We start from the raw sequence: 19,360 nt of genomic DNA, 5'->3' as shown, positions 1-19,360 counted from the left end.
AGCCCACCGTTGTGGGCTATGTAGCTATGGGGAAAAACTTCTAGCCGAAGGAACTTACTATTGAGGAGTAGGAGTAACTTTATCAACTACCTCAATTTTGCCATCCGTTTCTACACTCCAAACATCGTAGACACCGACAACATCACCATTGATATCAACATCTACATTACCGCTAGCCCCTTGGTAATTAATTTCTTGACCATCTCTGAGTAACTTCAGCCCTTCACAGACATCAGTAACTTCTATACCAGGTTCATTAGCAATATCACGGACTTTGCTAGCAATACCAGTTCCTGTGTTTTCCTGGGCGGCTTGGGCGGCGAGTACCAACAAAGCACTAGCATCCCAAGCTTGGGGAGCAAATTCTCCTGGAGAACCGCCTTTTTTCTCTGACCACAGTTTGTTGAAATCGGCTAATGCTTTACCGTCGGAACCAGGGACTGTACCCAGCGCCCCAGCTAAGAGATATTTCCCATCACTAGTTTTACCTACTTGATCAGGAAAAGTCGGTGATTTAACTCCATCTGTGAGCAAAATTTGAACACCATCAGTTAAACCTTGCTGGTAAGCAGTTTTAAGGAGAAGACTCCCTGTTTCCGCATATAGAACCGCTACAACTGCATCTGGTTCTCCAGCAAAAGCCGCAGCAGCTTCAGTATCAAATGTTTGAGCTTTGGGGTCGTAGCGCACAGGCTGATCTTTATTAACTACAGTGCCACCTAATTTCTCAAAAGCTTGTATAAATGCTTTTTCAAATCCAACCCCATAGTCGTTATTAATCACGACTGTAGAAACTCGCTTAAAGCCTTTTTGATTAGCTAATTGAGCTAATGCTAATGCTTGGTAGGTATCAGGGGGAGCTGTACGCGCCCAAAAACCTTTAAAGTCCCCTTGTTGTGCTTTTTCTGTAAACACTGGACTAGTACTACCAGGAGAAACCATCATCACTTGATTCGGTACGGCCACTGAAACAGCAGCAGTAGAAACGCTGCTAGCAAAAGAACCAACTACACCAGCGACTTTCTCAAGGGTTGCTAGTTTAGTCATACCAGCTGCACCCGCTCTAGGGTCGGTTTGGTCGTCTACTTCTATGAGGGTAACTGGTTGACCATTTACACCTTCGCAAGCGTTAACAGTCTCCACTAGCAAGGGGACTGCGGCGGACATTTGCTGCCCAATGGAAGCGAGATCACCAGTGGCTGGTAGTAAACTCCCAATTTTTAACCCTTGACTAGTATCAGTAGTGTTATTGGTGTTATTAGTGTTGTTGGTGTTATTGGTGTTATCAGGGTTTTCACAAGCTCCCAAAAGAAAACCCGTGACGAGGGTAGCTAGACTCAACCCTAAAGCAGTATGAATTTTTGGCATAGTTTACTTTCACTCCTCATGTTATTCATGAGCCTAAAAGCAAGATTCAAACTACATTTGTAGATTAGCTCGATCTTAATAGACTCCAAAGGATAAATAATAGCATTTACCCAGAGAAGTAAAACTTTTTACAAACACATCAATATTTCTTGCTCAATTCTACATTGACACACACAGGACCAGTAAGTTTAGCTGGTGTCTCAGGAATACGAAGAATATATCTAAACATTTAAAAACGGAGAGGGAGGGATTCGAACCCTCGGTACGGAGTTACCTGCCGTACAACAGATTAGCAATCTGTCGCTTTCGACCACTCAGCCACCTCTCCAGGTGGGTTACAGGTATTAACGATAGCAAACTGTTTAGAGTTTGTCAACACCCAGAAGTCAATTTTTTTCTAGGGTGATTAGTTCTGGAATTATTCCCTATGGCGATCGCTTTCTGAGATAATCATGAACAATGAATACTTGATCAAATAATTCGTAATTCGTAATTAATAGACAGAGCTACTTGATTTGTATGAAATGCATTCACTGTTTCAGGTTTACCTGAATTTATTTATGGGGTGCAAAACTTACGAATTACGAATTATTCTGACTACTAAGGGTCTTAAAGCACTTGCGCTCGCATCCAGGCCAATGGCAAAGAACGTAATTTTTGCCATTGGGGTACGTAGGCACGGCGAGTAAACACGTTGTAATCGTTACGTTCAATTATGGTTAAAATTCGACTGTAATGCATGAGAGCCGCCCAAACAGGCCAACGAGCATCAGCTGATAGGTAAGTAATACCTCTTTCGGCTTTAGTATAAAACTCTTTAGCTCTGTTAATTTGAAACTGCATCAGGGCGCGCCAACGATCATCTACTACACCTTTGAATAAGTCTTCCTCGGTGTAATTAAATCGTGCCAAATCCTCTAGAGGAATATAAATTCGCCCACGTCGTGCATCTTCGCCGACATCTCTGAGAATGTTAGTGAGTTGCTTGGCTATTCCTAAGGCAATTTCTTCAGGCGTGGGCATATAAGACTGTTGTTTATAGTTCCACGGGGCTGTATTTCTGGTTTCATCCAATCCCATAACTGAGGTTGACATTAAGCCGACAGTACCAGCGACGCGGTAACAGTAGAGGTATAAATCCTCAAAGGTTTCATAGCGACTGCGATATAAATCCATCTGCTGACCGGCAATCATATCCCGGAAGGGCTGAATGTCCATGGGAAAGCGTCGAACAGTATCAGCCAAAGCTACATCATAATTTTCCACTGGGTTACCAGCAAAAATTGATTCCAGCTGCTGTTCCCATAAATCTAGGGTTTCTGGTGTAGTCATGGCAGATGCAGGGCCATCTACCAGTTCATCTGTGCGGCGACACCAAGCGTAAATCGCCCAAATAGCGGGACGTTTTTCTTCGCTCAGGAGCAAAGTGCTTAGGTAAAAAGTCGCGGAATACTTGGCTATAAGTTGCCGACAAAGTTTATAGGACTCGTCTACAGAGACCAGCGTTTTCATGCGCGGAGGGGAATCAGGCAGTTGCAGCATTCGTTGCGGGCGGTCGGGTTGGCGTTTGCAGGTCTGAGGAATTTGCTACTGGGGATGCATCAGAAATTGCTTGCGCTGTCAGCTTACCAGAAAGTACGGCACCTTCCATACTGCCTAAATAGCGTTGCATGGTGTAACTTCCTGAGAGAAAGAAGTTAGAAATGGGGGTTTCCTGTACAGGGCGGTACTGTTGACGACCTGGGGTCGCTTTGTAAACTGAACGCGGTGTTTTCACTACGTGAGATTTCAGCAATTTGGTGGGATTTTCTCCTCCAAAATGGTCAGGGAAGAGTTTTTCCAACTCTGCAATGGTGGCGGTAACAATTTCCTCATCTGATTTGGTGATCCAATCTTTTGCCGGAGCTAAAACTAATTCCAACATCGAGCGATCGGGATTAGCATATTCACGACAAGCATTGCTCATATCAGCATAAACGCTGAGGAGGGGCGATCGTGAAAACAGTAGGTGATCAATTTCTGTTAGTTTACGATCAAACCACAGATGGAGGTTAATTACAGGGACACCTTCTAAACCTTCTAGCTTCTGGAAATACTCCATTTGCTGCCAAGGTTCTGGTAACATCACTTTTAGTACGTCAACTGACATGGCGGATACATACATATCAGCCGTCAACACTTGATCTTCCGCACCATTTAACCCCCTGAGCAAAAATCCTTGGACAGTGCCGTCAGGGTTGAGTAAAATCTGTTTTAAAGGGGAGTTAAGACGGACTTCTCCACCTCTCTCGGTGATGTAATCTACTATGGGCTGACACAATCGCTCTGTGGGGGAACCATCTAAAAATGCAATCTTGGAACCATAACGTTCTTGGAGAAAGCGATTTAGTGCGGTTAAGAGAATTGTGGCAGAAACTTCATCAGGATTGATAAAGGTGAGTGCTTTACAGGCGGCGATAAAAACGTCACTAGTTACTCGTTCGTCAACGCCTTGCCTTTCCAGCCACTCTAAGAAGCTGTATTTATCCATCTCTTCAACATACTTTTGACCTCGAACCACTGCTGGTAGTAGGCCAATTGCAAACCGAATCTTCTGTTCCCAGGTCAACATATCATTGTTCCGGAGAATCGAAGCAATGATGTTAAAAGGAGATGGAATATCTGGAACATCAAAACGTGAGAGTGTCCCAGGTTTGTCTGGTTGATTGAAAATCAGTGTATGGTCTTTCCACTGGAGTCTGTCTTCGATGCCCAATTCCTTGAGCAATTGAAGCATATTGGGGTAGGCTCCAAAAAAGGCGTGTAATCCGGTTTCATACCAGTCGCCGTCAGAATCTTTCCACGCCGCAACCAAACCACCCAGTACATCCCGGCTTTCCAAGACAATGGGAGTGTGACCTGCGTCTGTGAGATATTTTGCGCAGGATAGTCCTGCTAGTCCAGCACCCGCGATCGCTACTCGCATTTAAACTTACTGCCTTCTAATATTTTTTGATCGTTTTATCGTTCTCATTATACGTTGCAATCTGTTACATTTGGCAGGGGTTGTGCGATCGCTTGTGCAAAAACTTCTTTTCAAAGGAATTTGACTGAGATCCACCAACAACAGCAAAGCGCCAGCATCATTACTACTCAAGTAGCCAATCATTGATTCAGTTATATACTAATTTTTTGTCCCCAGTCTCAAATATTCTCTAGAGATAAGTTAATTTATGTAATTTATCTGCCCAATGTTCGGAGATTTTTTTATCTAATGCTAGAATTAGTAGTTTTTATTTTCCAGAAGGTATCAATTTACAATCTCACAAACAAATATTGTTTCTTCATCCAAGAGAATTAGAAAATCAGTCCTGACCCACTGATAAGATGACCGAGTATTATCAATAAGTAATAATCTATGAAAGTTATAACTAAAATCAATGACAAACTCAATGAATTATCTCATCTTCTAATCAAACAGTTATTACAAAGAATTAGTTTAATTTTGACAGAATTATGATTGCTTCCATGCTAGAACAAATTACTCCTCTGATTCTGACTTACAATGAAGCGGCCAATATTAAACGCACGCTTCAGCGCCTGACCTGGGCTGAAAAAATCATAGTTATTGATAGCTATAGTACCGATACAACCTTAGAAATACTCAATTCTAATCAACAAGTCCAGGTATTTAAACGTGAATTCGACACCCACGGTAAACAATGGAACTATGGCTTAGAACAAGTAAAAACTCCTTGGGTGCTTTCTCTAGATGCAGACTATATAGTTACAGACGATTTAATCGCTGAAATAGCAGCCTTACCTGTGGATGGAGAAATCGATGGCTATTTTGTCCAGTTCAAGTACTGTGTATTGGGTAAACCTGTCCGTAACACCAGAATACTCCCTCCCCGTCAAGTGCTATTTCAAAAAAGCAAAGCTATTTATATTGATGATGGACATACACAAGTTTTGCAACAGAGTGGTAAATCAGCCATATTATCTAGCTATCTTTATCATGATGATCGTAAACCATTTAGTCGTTGGTTATGGTCACAACAACGTTACACAATCTTAGAAGCCCAAAAAATAATAAAAACTCCTATCCACGAACTCGATTGGGTTGATCGGATTCGTAGACGAAAAGTCTTAGCACCTTGGATGGTATTTATATATTGCTTAATTATAGAGGGCTGGATTTTCGATGGTTGGTATGGTTGGTATTATGTATTCCATCGTGTTCTAGCAGAAACTATCCTAGCAATTCGGATCATTGAGGCGGAGAAATTAAAAATTCATTAAAATAAGTTGGTGTAATAGAGTATCAATCCATCCGAGTCGCAACACACATCAAAGTTAAAGCCGCCTCTCGTAAGCTGGGGTTTATACCTGATAATCTTTGAGCTAAACGATACTTCCAAAATGGCTTACCGTAATTACCCTTTAATGCTGCTGCACCAACTGTATGATTATGAGGGTAGATATTAACTTTAAACCCCATTGGGTCTAGCAATTGGTGAAACATTTCTGATGTCACACCATCACAGGCCTTGTGATGCACCTCTGTGGCTAAACACCAAGCTTGTTCTTCTGTCGTGGAATGTCCCCCTCGTTTGAGCAACTTATAAATTGGCAAACGTAATTCCCATAATAGTGAGCCGATACCTTTGAACTGATAAGCACTTTTTTGGGGATCGTGGTCTGTGATTAATAACCCACCAGGGCGTAACAATTTAGCGGCTTCTTGCAAGACTCTTGCCATATCATCGCAATGATGCAAGGAAGCATTCAGCATGACAATATCAGCAAAACCAGAAACAAAAGGCAGGTTATGAGCATCTGCCAGCACTGCTGTATATCCTATTTTACTAGCCATTCTCAGTGCGCCGAGAGACACATCTACACCTAGTAACAATTGCGGCTGACCACAATAGGGTTGGAGAGAGGCATATATATTCCCCGCACCACAACCGATATCTACCACTATTTTATCTTGCCAACTACCAATCACGGCTCGCCAAAGTTCGATAAAATTTTCATCTCTGTGACAAGCTTGAAAATAGTTTAAGCCCCATTCTGGATGCCCAAAGTAGTAACTGTTAGCTTTTATGGCTGGAGAGGGATTTAAAATTGGGTAAACAATAATATCTTCATCCCGTCTGGAAATTTTACTAGGTAGAGCAAAGTACTGATAACAATTTGTATTTACTTGTTTCAACATTTATGGAAATGTTTAAAGTGTATTTACTGGGTGTGTGGTTTTCTGATCATACGAAGTATAACAAACTACGCTTATTTTTAGTTAGAAATAATTATTAGCTTGTATACACCCATGATTGACTTTCTTAAGATAATATAAATTTTCCTGAAAATGCGCACTAATATTTAATGTTTTTCTAAATTCAGATTGGCTAAACTAACATTCTTGCGGATATACTGTATTCAGTTATACCATTTTCCTAGAAATCAGGTATAATATTCTAGTATTATTTAGTATATACGGAATAAATCATCAATGGTAAAGACAAATCTCAGGAATTATTATGCTGACCAAATTGTCAATAAATTGCAAGATGCTAAATCGGCTTTAAAGCAAGAATTTGGAATTAATAACCGCATAAGTACCTGTTATTTAGATGATTTATTAAATGAAAGCGATGTATTCAAAATCTATAATGCTTTTCCCAATCAAGAAGACTTATTGCAGTTAAAAGACCTGAGAGAGCATAAATATGTAGGGATACAATTAGATAAATATAATCCAATTTTAGAAGAAATAATCTATGCTTTTCAAGATGCCAGAGTAGTGGAGCTAATTAGTGAAATCACGGGATTACAAGAATTAATGCCAGATGAATACCTTTACGCTGGTGGTGTTAGCCTCATGGAAGATGGGTGTTTTCTAAATCCTCATCTGGATAATTCCCATGATAAAGATATTAGTAATTATCGAGTTTTGAATTTATTGTATTATGTAAGTCCCGACTGGAAAGAAAGCTATGGCGGGAACTTAGAAGTTTGGGATAAAGGTTTAAAACATCCTTGTAGAACTATTCATAGTAAGTTCAACAGGTTAGTGATTATGGTTACTAATAAAAATTCTTGGCACTCTGTCAGCCCGATTAATCATCATGGTCGCCGTTGTTGCGTGTCTAACTATTACTTTTCACCCCAACCTGCTGATACAGGAAAGTATTATCATGTTACTTCCTTTCGTGGTCGCCCAGAACAGAATCTCAGGGATATGGTTTTGAGAGGAGATGCTTACTTACGGAATGTGGTGCGTAAAATCTTTAAAAATCGCCTGAAAAAGCCTCATTTTTATCATAAAGATGCTAAAAAGTCCTGATGAAACGGGAATATATTCCCCCAGTTCCAGCTACCCCGAAGGATAGTAGAGGTGGTTAGTTGATGGATGATATCAATTATTTGTGACAGAATTATCGGTGAAGGATGATGGTAGGGTCTGAAGATTTAGAGAATTTTGGCAATCACTTGATACTTGGTGTGTCTGATACTGCTTTGAGTGATGACGATAAACGTATACTGAGTGTATTAAAACCAGTTGGAGTGATCTTTTTTGGCAAAAACTTTCTGGATGGTACGCCTTATGACGTGTGGCTGGAAAGTTTCCAAAATCTGAACGACCAAATCAGGGAATATGCGGAACGTGATTCTATGTTTATGACATTAGATCACGAAGGGGGAAGGGTGGTACGGACACCGCTACCCATTACCCGATTTCCTGATGCTTTGTTGTTGGGTTCCGACTCCCGGAAAGTGGCAAAAGCTACAGCTTTAGAATTGAAATCTTTGGGAATAAATGTATCCTGGTCTCCTGTTGCAGATATTTTTTCCCGTCCGGAAAATCCGATTATCGGGACTCGTGCTTTTGGCTATACCCCGGAAACTACGGCTGAAGGTGTGTGTGAGTATTACAGAGGACTTCAGGAAGGGGGAATTTTAGGATGTGCTAAACACTTTCCTGGACATGGAGACACTAGCCAAGATTCTCATCTGGAATTACCGGTACTGAATCTGAGTTTAGAAGATTTACGGGTGCGGGAACTGATCCCATTTAAGGCGCTGATTTCGGAGGAAGTTCCTTTAATTATGACGGCGCATATTTTGTTTCCGCAGATAGATTCTCGTTTCCCGGCGACACTTTCCCCGGCTATCCTCAAGAAGATTTTGCGGGATGAGTTGGGTTTTAAAGGAGTGGTGGTATCTGATGATTTGGATATGAAAGCTGTGTCAGAGATGTTTATTCAACCTGGTACTATGGCGCGGGCTGTTAATGCTGGTTGTGATTTGTTTATTATCTCACGTAATCTTAATTCTGTATCGATTGAACGTACCTATCAGATGGCTGAGGATTTTGCTGATTCTTTAAGGAAAGGTAGCCTGGATGAATCAGTTGTAGCGGCGGCTAGGGAGAGAATTAGAAAATTACTGGCGGTCACGCCCCAATATGGTGTTCAGGCTTTGGATAAAGATATTTTACAGAGACACGCGGAACTAGCGATCGCCTGTTGTGATTAATTAGGGCAGAAATCGATCTAAAGCAGCTTTTAACTGCGCCAACTCTACTTCCATATTACCTTCCTGAGCGGCTCTAACAATACATTCTGTCAAATGTTCATCTAAAATAATTCGCGCCACTTTATCCAACGCACCCCGCACAGCCGCAATCTGTAATAAAACATCAGGACAAGGGCTATCATGCTGCACCATTGTTTTAATACCCCGAATATGCCCTTCTATCCGTGATAGTCGATTAACAATTTTTCGTAACGACTCTTCGCTATGAACATGAGGATGTGCTGATTTACCATGATCATGACTATCATTGGTTGGCTTTTCCATATCATGATTCTGGGCGTTTTCTACTGGCTGGGATGTCGACAAAGATTCTTGGGCTGATCGGTTTAATCTATTCATTAGTGATCCAGGCACTGGCAATACTTTAGATATTAGCCTAGAGGATCAAGAATCACAGAAAAACTATTGTTTTAGATTTCGCCGTCCCGTAGCTTTAAGCCCAAACCTTCCTGGCGACTACGTATTTCGTAGTAAACCACGGCGGTGATAGTTTGATAAAGGGGTAACATTAGAGCAATCGTAATGAAAATTACGGCTACGAATGCGATCGCAGGGAGGAGTGTTAACAACCGTGATAAAACTGAGATGATTTCAAACAAAACTTGCATGGCTATCTGAACAGGTATCGTGATTAAAGACCAAACAAAGTAAATTAACCATATCCTCCAACCGTAACCCTCGGTTAGTTTCCAAGTGCGACTGATGGCTGATAAGCTATCCACATTTTCTTCAACAGCCAAAACTACTTCTACTAAGTAGAACCTGGTCATGGTCAATGAAAATCCTACTGATATTACTATCACCGCTACAGAGATCAATAGAACCGAAACAGCAACAGCAACGAAACTGTTTAATTGAATTAGTAAGGGCGATAACAAACCTGATATCAAAAAAAATATTATCCCCAGGCTTATTCCTACTCCAGTAAATAGAAGTAGTAATAATAATTTCTCGAACAAAAACTGCCACAGGCGAGAATTAACAAAGCGTTCTCCAGAAGGTATGCTTTCTGGCTGATTTACCAATTCACCAAAAGCCAAGCGAGAAATTAGAGCTGTGAGAGCAAAAAACTTAGCCCAACCATACACGGGAACCAGTAGCCAGAGAAGAGCTTTGAGCGCTAGTAAAAAATACTCTTGAATATGGGGGCGATACAACCGCACGGCAGCAGTGATAACTTTGCTGACATCGAGTGGTTTTGTCGGCTGAGGAGAAGGAGAACTCATATTTCCGGCCATAGAAGTAAATTCCCCTAAAATTACATAAACTCAAACTCATTTTACAGTCATTTAAATACAAGTAAGGAAATATAAAGAAATAAATTATACTAAGAAAAGTAACATACAGAGTTAAAGTATGCTGATTTATGATACCTAATGATATTTTTGCGGCTAGTACAGCTAGGAAGTCAAAAATCTTATCCTCTAGGCTTTTGATTTACGCCGACTTGTACTAGGTGGTTGAGTGTTTTTGATTGGACAGCCCGTCGTCTCTCAAAAGAATGCTAACGCCAAGAGATCAGCGTTATCATCAATTCTGTCAAAATAAGTGTAAATAGAGTTTTCAAACTGATCTCAGAATTAAGCTTCTCAATTGGGTTGTGATTATGCGATTTTCTCAAGAAAGCGGTTTTGTACGTAAACTTAGTTTTTATCTGTTATCCGTCATTTTAGCTGTGGCGCTAACGGTCAGCAGTTTCCATGTCTTACCTTCTCAAGCTGAACCTGCGCCAAGTATCGGGGCTGATGCTGATGTTTCAGATATTACCGTCCCAAAATCACCAGCTAATGCGGCTATTGGTAGCACTAGTTTTGTGACAGCAGCTGTGAATCGTGTGGGAACAGCAGTAGTACGGATTGATACTGAACGTACTATTACGCGGCGGATGGACCCATTTATGGAAGACCCATTTTTCCGGAGATTTTTTGGTGATGGATTCCCCCAACAGTTACCTTCTGAACAATTACGCGGTTTAGGTTCGGGGTTCATTATCGATAAAGGTGGCTTAGTTTTAACTAATGCCCATGTGGTTGATAAAGCTGATAGAGTCACAGTACGCTTGAAGGATGGCCGTACTTACGAAGGTAAGGTTCAAGGTATTGACGAGGTGACGGATTTAGCGGTTGTCAAGATTAACCCTGATCGAGATTTACCAGTTGCGCCTTTGGGTGATTCGGATGCGGTACAAGTGGGAGATTGGGCGATCGCAGTGGGTAATCCTTTAGGATTTGATAATACCGTCACTTTGGGAATTGTCAGCACTCTGAAACGTTCTAGCGCCCAAGTGGGAATTGCTGATAAACGCTTGGACTTTATCCAAACCGATGCGGCGATTAATCCTGGTAATTCCGGGGGACCACTGTTAAATGAACGGGGAGAAGTTATCGGAATTAATACAGCAATTCGTCCTGATGCTATGGGTATTGGTTTTGCTATTCCCATTGATAAGGCTAAGGCGATCGCTCTGAAATTGCAACGTGACGGGAAAGTAATTCACCCCTATTTAGGTGTACAAATGGTTACTTTAACCCCAGAACTAGCAAAGCAGAATAATACTGACCCCAACTCTCCGATTCAAATACCAGAAATTAATGGTGTTTTGGTGATGCGAGTCATTCCTAATTCTCCTGCGGCGCTGGGAGGTGTGCGACGGGGAGACGTAATTCTGCAAATTGATCGAGAACCTGTGACTAGTGCTGAGAAGTTACAGAATTTTGTCGAAAATAGTCGTCTTGGTCAATTATTGCAAGTGAAAGTACAACGCAGCAATCAGACACAGGTACTTTCAATTCGCACGGCTGAGTTACAAGATCCTGGTTAGGTAAGTGTTAGGGAGTAAGTAACCGCAGAGGACGCAGAGTACACAGAGTCATGAGAGTTGGCGGGGTATTTTGCGTAACTAGAAATCACTGAAGGGAGAAGTAGAACTCTTAAATTAGTACCTACTTCTCCTCAAAATTTTTGTACATTTAAAACTAATGTTATATAGAAGATTTGGCCGCACAGAATTACAGATGCCTGTTTTTTCTTGTGGCGGTATGAGATATCAGTTTAAATGGCAAGATGTACCTAGTTCTGAAATTCCGGAGGATAATCAGGCAAATTTAGAAGCTACTATTCGCCGGGCGATGGAATTGGGAATTAATCATATTGAAACTGCCCGTGGGTATGGGACATCGGAAATGCAATTGGGGCGGATATTACCGGAGTTTCCGCGTGATCAATTAATTATCCAGACAAAAATCAATCCGGTAGCAGATGCGGCAGAATTTCGCCAAACCTTTGAAGAATCACTGCAAAATCTTCAGTTAGATTATATTGATTTGCTGGGAATACATGGGATTAATCATGCTGAATCTTTTGATAATAGTATGCGTCCCGGTGGCTGTTTAGAGGTGGCGCAGCAATTGCAAAAAGAGGGAAAAGTAAAATTTATCGGCTTTGCTACTCATGGACCTAAAGATATAATTATTCAGGCAATAAATACCAATCAATTTGATTATGTAAATCTACATTGGTACTATATTAATCAATGGAATTGGGAAGCAATTTTAGCGGCTAACCGTCATGATATGGGGGTATTTATTATTAGTCCCTCAGATAAAGGGGGAATGCTATATAAACCACCGCAAAAGTTAGTTAATCTTTGCCATCCTTTGAGTCCCATGGTGTTTAATGATTTGTTTTGTCTGAGTCATAAACAAGTACATACTCTGAGTTTGGGTGCAGCGAAACCCACAGATTTTGACGAACATCTGAAAACCTTGGAATATTTAGACCAGGCTGAGGAAATTTTGCCGCCGATTTTGAGTAAATTAGAACAAGAAGCGATCGCCAGTTTAGGAGAAGATTGGGTGAAAACTTGGGAGACTAACTTACCGAGATGGGAAAACACACCGGGAGAGGTAAATATTCCCGTGATTTTGTGGTTGTTAAATTTAGTCACCGCCTACGATTTAGTAGAATACGCCAAAAAGCGCTACAACCTCCTGGGTAATGGTAGTCACTGGTTTCCTGGTAACAAAGCCGACCGCTTAGAGGAACTAAACTTAAGACCATCTCTAGTCAATAGCCCCCACGCCGACAAAATTCTGCATAAGTTAGCCCAAGCCCATGAAATGTTAGCTGGTGAGGAAGTTAAACGGTTATCGAAGAGTTAGGAATTTTAGATTTTGGATTTTGGATTTTGGATTGAATTCCAATCTAATAGGACTTACGCAAGAACTCTCTCAAACCCTCTTAACTTCGTGTCCTTTGTGTCCTTTGTGGTTCGTTTTTTCATAATTTGTGCGTCAGTCCTATTTCTGTTATTTTTAACGACTTCCTCCTGTAGTAAAACTTATGGCATTTTCTTCTATTGTCCGCGCCTTGGGGCGATCGCCACTCAGCACTGAATTACTTTCCAAATTAAATCGTCAACAAGAATTGCGGTTAAATGGCATATCTCGTTTACCGAAAGGTCTAGTTGCTTCGGCTTTGGCGCAAAGTTCGGGAAGAAATTTGTTGGTAGTAGTTCCAACTCTAGAGGAAGGGGGACGCGCTTTTGCACAGTTAGAGGCGATGGGATGGCAGACAGTGCATTTTTACCCGACTTCGGAAGCGTCGCCTTATGAACCCTTTGACCCAGAAACAGAAATGACTTGGGGACAGATGCAGGTTCTGGCTGATTTGGTGAATAGTGAAGACACAACCAAGCCTTCCCTGGCAATTGTGGCGACAGCTGGGGCGTTACAACCACACTTACCACCGCCAGCAGCTTTTATGCCTTTCTGTCTCCATGTCAAGCGGGGGATGGAGTTTAATTTGGATACCTTTGGGGAAAAAATCACCAGGTTGGGCTATGAAAGAGTACCACTGGTGGAAACGGAAGGTCAATGGAGTCGGCGCGGTGATATTGTCGATGTCTTTCCTGTTTCCTCAGAAATGCCTGTGCGGTTAGAGTGGTTTGGTGATGAAGTTGAGAAAATCCGCGAATTTGATCCAGCTACTCAACGTTCTGCCCTTGATAAAATTGCACAATTGACCCTAACTCCCACTAGTTTTGCACCGATTGTCTGGGAAGCACTCCAAGAAAACTCTCAGTTGCAGTCAGATTCAGACAGTTTAGAAGGTAGTCGGCGGTTTCTGGGTTTGGGTTTCACACAACCGGCTTCACTTTTAGATTATTTGGGTGAAAATACCCTGATTGCTGTGGATGAACCAGAACAGTGTCATGCACATAGCGATCGCTGGGTGGAAAATGCGGAGGAACAATGGGAAGGGAGTGGGGAAGAATTACCGAAAATTCACCGTTCTTTTGATCAATGTCTGGCTGATGTTACAAAATTTCCCACTTTATATTTATCAGAACTAGCAGAGGAAAACAGTGGGATAAATTTGGCTAGTCGGTCGTTACCAGTGACACCCCACCAATTTAATAAACTAGCAGCAACTCTCAGACAAGAGCGCGATCGCAATTTCTCAACTTGGCTAATTTCTGCCCAACCTTCCCGTTCAGTCTCTCTACTGCAAGAACACGATTGTCCGGCGCAATTTATCCCCAATCCCCGCGACTACCAAGCCATAGACAAGTTACAAATTAACCATATACCCATAGCCCTGAAGTATTCTGGTTTGGCGGAATTGGAAGGCTTTATTTTACCGACATATCGCCTAGTCGTCGTCACAGACCGGGAATTTTACGGACAGCATTCCCTCGCCACACCGGGATATATCCGCAAGCGTCGCCAAGCCAGTTCTAAGCAAGTAGACCCAAACAAGCTGCGTGAAGGTGATTATGTGGTTCACCGCAGCCACGGAATTGGGAAATTTGTCAAGTTAGAAAGTTTAAGTATTAATCACGAAACCCGCGATTATTTGGTAGTGCAGTATGCTGACGGTATCCTGAGAGTTGCAGCCGATCAAGTGGGTTCTTTATCCCGATTTCGCCGCACTGGAGATAAAGCCCCAGAACTGCATAAAATGACTGGTAAGGCTTGGGATAATACCAAAAACCGCGTTCGCAAAGCCATCAAAAAATTAGCGGTGGATTTGCTGAAACTGTATGCAGCCCGATCTAAACAGGAAGGCTATAGCTATCCCCAAGATATGCCTTGGCAAGAAGAAATGGAAGACTCCTTCCCCTACCAAGCCACCACCGACCAGTTAAAAGCTGTGCAAGATGTCAAACGGGATATGGAAAGCGATCGCCCAATGGATCGTTTAGTCTGTGGTGATGTGGGTTTTGGGAAAACAGAGGTCGCAATTCGGGCGATTTTCAAAGCTGTCACCTCCGGGAAACAAGTAGCACTGTTAGCGCCGACTACGATTCTGACTCAGCAACACTACCACACAATTAAAGAACGCTTTGCACCTTACCCGATAAATGTTGGCTTACTGAATCGGTTTCGCAGTGCTGAAGAACGCCGCACTATTCAAAAGCGATTAGCCACGGGGGAATTGGATATCGTCGTGGGGACACAGCAACTTTTAGGGAAAAATGTCAGCTTCCGGGATTTAGGACTGTTAGTAGTAGATGAAGAACAACGATTTGGGGTGAACCAAAAAGAGAAAATTAAAAGCCTGAAAACTGAAGTTGATGTTCTCACCCTTTCCGCCACGCCCATTCCTCGCACCTTATATATGTCTTTGTCGGGGATTCGGGAAATGAGTTTAATTACCACACCACCCCCCACCAGAAGGGCGATTAAAACCCACCTCGCGCCACTCAATCCGGAAATTGTCCGCAGTGCCATTCGTCAAGAATTAGACAGGGGCGGACAAGTCTTCTATGTGGTTCCACGTGTTGAGGGGATTGAAGAACTTACTACTCATTTACGGGAAATGATACCGGGGGCAAGGTTTGCGATCGCCCATGGTCGTCTGGATGAAAGCGAGTTAGAATCAACCATGCTGACGTTTAGTAATGGTGATGCAGATATTCTAGTTTGTACCACAATTATTGAATCTGGTTTAGATATTCCGCGAGTCAACACCATTTTAATTGAAGATGCCCACCGTTTCGGGTTATCGCAATTATACCAACTCCGTGGACGTGTGGGACGTGCTGGAATCCAAGCACACGCCTGGTTATTTTATCCTAAGCAACGGGCTTTATCAGAGGCTGCACGGCAAAGACTGCGAGCAATTCAGGAATTTACTCAACTCGGTTCCGGTTATCAACTCGCCATGCGGGACATGGAAATCCGGGGTGTGGGTAACTTGTTAGGTGCAGAACAGTCTGGACAAATGGAAGCTATCGGCTTTGATTTGTATATGGAAATGTTAGAGGAAGCAATTCGAGAAATTAGAGGCCAGGAAATCCCCAAAGTTGATGATACTCAAGTTGACCTCAACCTCACAGCATTTATTCCTTCCGATTATATTCCCGACGTGGATCAAAAGATGAGTGCTTACCGAGCAGTGGCGGCGGCTAAGTCTCCCGAAGAATTACAGTATATCGCAGCTGAGTGGGGCGATCGCTATGGTAATTTACCAGTCCCAGCCAATCAACTTTTACGAGTTATGGAACTCAAACAGCTAGCGAAAAAATTAGGATTTAGCCGCATTAAACCAGAGAATAAACAACACATTGTTTTAGAAACACCAATGGAAGAACCTGCTTGGAATTTACTAGCAGGGAATTTACCAGAACATTTAAAGACCCGTTTTGTTTACTCTCCTGGTAAAGTCACAGTCCGGGGTTTAGCAGTATTAAAAGCCGACCAACAATTGCAAAGTTTACTAGATGCGATGAATAAAATGCAAGGTGCTGTTGCAGAGGCGGTTGTTGTTTGATAAGTAGTTAAGCAATAACCATTCTTGAGTCGAGATATACATATATCTCGGATACAAAGAAATAAATGCTACAAGGCATTGTTAGAGAGTAAAGTTAGAAGATAATTCCTAAAGGAATACGGCAATGAAAATTAAAGTCAAAAATCTTGGTGCTTTAAAGCAAGCCGAATTCACATTGGGCGACATGACAATCATTTGTGGCGGCAATAATACAGGTAAGACCTATGCTACTTATGCGTTGTTTGGCTTTTTGGCTACTTGGCAAGATAGGCTTTCCATCAAAATCAACGCCGATCAGATCGACAGGCTTCTTGCTGATGGCGTAGTTCGTATTGATATAAAAGAATATGTCGAACAGACTGAACAGATAGTTTATCAAGGTTGTCAGGCATATACCAAGGAATTACCGAAAATTTTTGCGGCACAGGCTGAACGATTTAAAGAAACAGAATTCCAGGTGATTATAGACACAGAAAATATTCGTTTATCAAGAAAATTTGATCTAAAAATTGGCTCCGGTGAGGTATCACTTTTCTCTATTACCAAAAGTGAAGAAAGCACAGAATTAGTTGTTACTCTACTTGTTGAGAAAGAGAAGGTAAAAATCCCTACTGAAATCCTTGATCACATCATTGCCGATGCACTGAAAGACATCATTTTTGGTCATTTTTTCCCTCGCCCTTTCATAGCGAGTACCGAACGAACTGGTGCTGCCATTTTTCGTAAAGAGTTAAATTTTGACCGCAATCGCTTATTTGAAGAAATAGGTCAGGCTGGCCAAAATATTGATCGAGTAAAACTGCTACTGAAAGATTATGGAGATTATGCTCTGCCAATCAAGACAAATGTGGACTTTATCCGGCAACTTGAAACAATTGTCAAAAAAAGTAGTTTCATTACTGAGAACCATCCTGATGTACTAGAAGATTTTGCTGACATCATCGGTGGTAAATACACCGTCACCCGTAATGATGAACTTTATTATGAACCAAAGAAGGGTAAACGACTTCAGCTTTCTATGAGTGAAAGTTCTAGCGCTGTGCGTTCTCTACTAGACATCGGCTTTTACTTAAGACACGAAGCCCAACTGGGTGATTTACTGATGGTGGATGAACCCGAACTGAATCTACACCCGGAAAACCAGCGTCGCGTCGCACGGCTATTTGCCCGACTGGTGAACCTCGGCATCAAGATTTTTATCACCACTCACAGTGATTACATTATCAAAGAACTGAATACGCTGATCATGCTCAACCATGATAAACCTCATCTCAAGCGGATTGCTGAAGAAGAAGAATATCGAGCAGCAGAACTGATTTCTTCGGAAAAAATTAAAGTTTATATTGCGGAAGAAGCATCCATAATGCTAGAGGGCAAAACAAAAAAAACTAAATGTCAAACCCTGATACCAGCAGATATCCACCCAGAACTAGGTATTGAAGCTCACAGCTTTGATAGAACCATTGAAACGATGAACCGGATTCAGGAAGCGATTGTCTGGGGTGAGGATTAATGTCTGATATTGCTATCCTCAAACAGATAATCAAGGAAACTGCTACAGTACCACTAGAAAATGATTCTCACGGCAATAAAATAGTCAAACTCCAAGAGGCTGACCTCCCCAACTGTTTTGTAACAATTCGTGGAATACCTGACGAGGATGAAATTATTGTTATCAAGGCAGATCAATTTAAGTCACCGGATACAGTTTTTATTGGCTCAAAAGGTGAGTGCAAACGTGCGGATTTTGTCATTGTCGCCGATACCCATACAAAAAAAGTTATTGTCTGTATTGAGATGAAGGCAAAACGTACGACAAGCAAAGAATGGGAAATCATTCAACAACTTAGGGGCGCACAGTGTTTTATTGCCTATTGCCAAAAAATTGGCAAAGAGTTTTGGGGACAACCTAAATTTCTTGACAGTTATGTTTATCGCTTCGTCACTATTAGAAATATCAATATTCATAAAAAAACAACACGGAAAAAAGAAACTGAGTATCATGACAGTCCAGAGCGGATGCTAAAAATTAGCTCTCCACATTATCTTCAATTCAATCATTTGATCGAATGAATAGAGTTAATGGCTTTCTATCAAAAATTTTAATTTACATAATACTACTTAAAAGTGCGCTAGTTTATGGCACTATGATCACGCATAGTATGTTTCTAGACCATTCCCTATGGTTCAGCATCCTCGGACTATAGGTAAAACTCTGTTTCTTAACTTTCTGTTTTCTTTACATCTAGGTAAAACCCTGAAATCCTCCCAAAGATACCAGCCAAGCAAATTATTTTTCCCCAGGAGAATTATTAGCAAATTTATCGAAATAGGTGTAGAGTAGTTGAAACTTTTTACCAAAAAACTGGGTCTAAAGCCTCGCCGTTCTACGGCGACTTTTAGATGATATAATTTGTTGCGTATAAGTTTTCCACGTAAAATGATTGTCTTAGAGTTCAAAGCCAAAGGGAAAACAACTCAATACACTGCTATTTATGAAGCGATTAGAACCGCTCAATTTGTTCGCAACAAGAGTATCCGTTTTTGGATGGATAACCGAGGAGTAGGACAAAAAGAACTGTATCGCCTCAGCAAAGCACTCAGAAATGAGTTTCCCTTTGTCAAATCTTTGAAC

Annotated in this window: 15 protein-coding genes, 1 tRNA gene and 1 pseudogene; 10 read left to right on the top strand and 7 right to left on the bottom strand. The window is 41.6% G+C overall.

Going from position 1 to position 19,360, the window contains the following annotated elements:
* Nucleotides 1-57 precede the first annotated feature (57 nt).
* The 4 genes from VB620_RS16455 to pds form a co-directional block, all read right to left on the bottom strand.
* Nucleotides 58-1,368 (bottom strand): ABC transporter substrate-binding protein, encoded by a 1,311-nt coding sequence (locus VB620_RS16455; protein WP_323197238.1) that lies wholly within the window; start codon nucleotides 1,366-1,368, stop codon nucleotides 58-60.
* 236 nt (nucleotides 1,369-1,604) lie between these two features.
* A tRNA-Ser gene (locus VB620_RS16450) sits at nucleotides 1,605-1,696 on the bottom strand.
* A 281-nt stretch (nucleotides 1,697-1,977) separates the two neighbouring features.
* Nucleotides 1,978-2,910, bottom strand: a complete 933-nt coding sequence (gene crtB, locus VB620_RS16445; RefSeq protein WP_323197237.1) for a 15-cis-phytoene synthase CrtB — start codon at nucleotides 2,908-2,910, stop codon at nucleotides 1,978-1,980.
* Nucleotides 2,894-4,333 (bottom strand): 15-cis-phytoene desaturase, encoded by a 1,440-nt coding sequence (gene pds, locus VB620_RS16440; RefSeq protein WP_323197236.1) that lies wholly within the window; start codon nucleotides 4,331-4,333, stop codon nucleotides 2,894-2,896. Before pds ends, crtB begins: the two co-directional genes overlap by 17 nt.
* Nucleotides 4,334-4,387: 54 nt before the next feature.
* Here pds and VB620_RS16435 point away from each other — a divergent pair, with 54 nt between their 5' ends.
* The gene (locus VB620_RS16435) at nucleotides 4,388-4,519 is read left to right on the top strand and encodes a hypothetical protein (protein WP_323197235.1); all 132 of its coding nucleotides are present in this window, start codon (nucleotides 4,388-4,390) and stop codon (nucleotides 4,517-4,519) included.
* Between the two features lie 356 nt (nucleotides 4,520-4,875).
* On the top strand, nucleotides 4,876-5,649 hold the full coding sequence (locus tag VB620_RS16430) for a glycosyltransferase family 2 protein (protein WP_323197270.1): 774 nt from the start codon (nucleotides 4,876-4,878) through the stop codon (nucleotides 5,647-5,649).
* A gap of 22 nt (nucleotides 5,650-5,671) precedes the next feature.
* Here VB620_RS16430 and VB620_RS16425 read toward each other — a convergent pair whose 3' ends face one another.
* A complete protein-coding gene (locus tag VB620_RS16425) occupies nucleotides 5,672-6,568 on the bottom strand; it encodes a class I SAM-dependent methyltransferase (protein ID WP_323197234.1) in 897 nt (298 codons plus the stop codon).
* 294 nt (nucleotides 6,569-6,862) lie between these two features.
* Here VB620_RS16425 and VB620_RS16420 point away from each other — a divergent pair, with 294 nt between their 5' ends.
* Nucleotides 6,863-7,696: a 2OG-Fe(II) oxygenase gene (locus VB620_RS16420; protein WP_323197233.1), complete on the top strand. Its 834-nt coding sequence runs from the start codon at nucleotides 6,863-6,865 to the stop codon at nucleotides 7,694-7,696.
* 107 nt (nucleotides 7,697-7,803) lie between these two features.
* The gene (locus VB620_RS16415) at nucleotides 7,804-8,889 is read left to right on the top strand and encodes a glycoside hydrolase family 3 protein (protein ID WP_323197269.1); all 1,086 of its coding nucleotides are present in this window, start codon (nucleotides 7,804-7,806) and stop codon (nucleotides 8,887-8,889) included.
* Here the strand turns inward: VB620_RS16415 and VB620_RS16410 are convergent, their stop codons facing one another.
* Complete coding sequence (locus VB620_RS16410; RefSeq protein WP_323197232.1) at nucleotides 8,890-9,288, bottom strand: metal-sensitive transcriptional regulator; 399 nt, start codon at nucleotides 9,286-9,288, stop codon at nucleotides 8,890-8,892. It lies immediately after the preceding gene.
* 71 nt (nucleotides 9,289-9,359) lie between these two features.
* Nucleotides 9,360-10,187, bottom strand: coding sequence for a DUF975 domain-containing protein (locus VB620_RS16405; RefSeq protein WP_323197231.1), 828 nt, complete (start codon nucleotides 10,185-10,187; stop codon nucleotides 9,360-9,362).
* Between the two features lie 368 nt (nucleotides 10,188-10,555).
* On the opposite strand from VB620_RS16405, the gene VB620_RS16400 reads away from it, so the two are divergent.
* The 6 genes and pseudogenes from VB620_RS16400 to VB620_RS16375 form a co-directional block, all read left to right on the top strand.
* Entirely contained in the window at nucleotides 10,556-11,770 is a 1,215-nt protein-coding gene (locus VB620_RS16400) for an HhoA/HhoB/HtrA family serine endopeptidase (protein ID WP_323197230.1), read from the top strand.
* Nucleotides 11,771-11,927: 157 nt separating this feature from the next.
* The gene (locus VB620_RS16395; RefSeq protein WP_323197229.1) at nucleotides 11,928-13,109 is read left to right on the top strand and encodes an aldo/keto reductase; all 1,182 of its coding nucleotides are present in this window, start codon (nucleotides 11,928-11,930) and stop codon (nucleotides 13,107-13,109) included.
* 181 nt (nucleotides 13,110-13,290) lie between these two features.
* Complete coding sequence (gene mfd, locus VB620_RS16390) at nucleotides 13,291-16,725, top strand: transcription-repair coupling factor (protein ID WP_323197228.1); 3,435 nt, start codon at nucleotides 13,291-13,293, stop codon at nucleotides 16,723-16,725.
* A gap of 124 nt (nucleotides 16,726-16,849) precedes the next feature.
* A complete protein-coding gene (locus VB620_RS16385; protein WP_323197227.1) occupies nucleotides 16,850-18,238 on the top strand; it encodes an AAA family ATPase in 1,389 nt (462 codons plus the stop codon).
* The gene (locus VB620_RS16380; protein WP_323197226.1) at nucleotides 18,238-18,798 is read left to right on the top strand and encodes a hypothetical protein; all 561 of its coding nucleotides are present in this window, start codon (nucleotides 18,238-18,240) and stop codon (nucleotides 18,796-18,798) included. Before VB620_RS16385 ends, VB620_RS16380 begins: the two co-directional genes overlap by 1 nt.
* Before the next feature lie 367 nt (nucleotides 18,799-19,165).
* A pseudogene (locus VB620_RS16375) lies at nucleotides 19,166-19,360 on the top strand (RNA-guided endonuclease TnpB family protein); the annotation flags it as partial.

The sequence above is a fragment of the Nodularia harveyana UHCC-0300 genome (assembly GCF_034931085.1).
GTDB lineage: Bacteria > Cyanobacteriota > Cyanobacteriia > Cyanobacteriales > Nostocaceae > Nodularia > Nodularia harveyana.
This window is presented reverse-complemented; position numbering and strand designations above follow the sequence as displayed.

What these genes read in the sequence shown, in the direction of transcription:
- VB620_RS16425 (WP_323197234.1), bottom strand. Translation starts at nt 6,568, where the DNA reads ATGTTGAAACAAGTAAATACAAATTGTTATCAGTACTTTGCTCTACCT.
- VB620_RS16405 (WP_323197231.1), bottom strand. Translation starts at nt 10,187, where the DNA reads ATGGCCGGAAATATGAGTTCTCCTTCTCCTCAGCCGACAAAACCACTC.
- VB620_RS16420 (WP_323197233.1), top strand. Translation starts at nt 6,863, where the DNA reads ATGGTAAAGACAAATCTCAGGAATTATTATGCTGACCAAATTGTCAAT.
- VB620_RS16415 (WP_323197269.1), top strand. Translation starts at nt 7,804, where the DNA reads ATGGTAGGGTCTGAAGATTTAGAGAATTTTGGCAATCACTTGATACTT.
- VB620_RS16410 (WP_323197232.1), bottom strand. Translation starts at nt 9,288, where the DNA reads ATGAATAGATTAAACCGATCAGCCCAAGAATCTTTGTCGACATCCCAG.
- VB620_RS16400 (WP_323197230.1), top strand. Translation starts at nt 10,556, where the DNA reads ATGCGATTTTCTCAAGAAAGCGGTTTTGTACGTAAACTTAGTTTTTAT.
- VB620_RS16455 (WP_323197238.1), bottom strand. Translation starts at nt 1,368, where the DNA reads ATGCCAAAAATTCATACTGCTTTAGGGTTGAGTCTAGCTACCCTCGTC.
- VB620_RS16430 (WP_323197270.1), top strand. Translation starts at nt 4,876, where the DNA reads ATGCTAGAACAAATTACTCCTCTGATTCTGACTTACAATGAAGCGGCC.
- pds (WP_323197236.1), bottom strand. Translation starts at nt 4,333, where the DNA reads ATGCGAGTAGCGATCGCGGGTGCTGGACTAGCAGGACTATCCTGCGCA.
- crtB (WP_323197237.1), bottom strand. Translation starts at nt 2,910, where the DNA reads ATGCTGCAACTGCCTGATTCCCCTCCGCGCATGAAAACGCTGGTCTCT.
- mfd (WP_323197228.1), top strand. Translation starts at nt 13,291, where the DNA reads ATGGCATTTTCTTCTATTGTCCGCGCCTTGGGGCGATCGCCACTCAGC.
- VB620_RS16380 (WP_323197226.1), top strand. Translation starts at nt 18,238, where the DNA reads ATGTCTGATATTGCTATCCTCAAACAGATAATCAAGGAAACTGCTACA.
- VB620_RS16395 (WP_323197229.1), top strand. Translation starts at nt 11,928, where the DNA reads ATGTTATATAGAAGATTTGGCCGCACAGAATTACAGATGCCTGTTTTT.
- VB620_RS16385 (WP_323197227.1), top strand. Translation starts at nt 16,850, where the DNA reads ATGAAAATTAAAGTCAAAAATCTTGGTGCTTTAAAGCAAGCCGAATTC.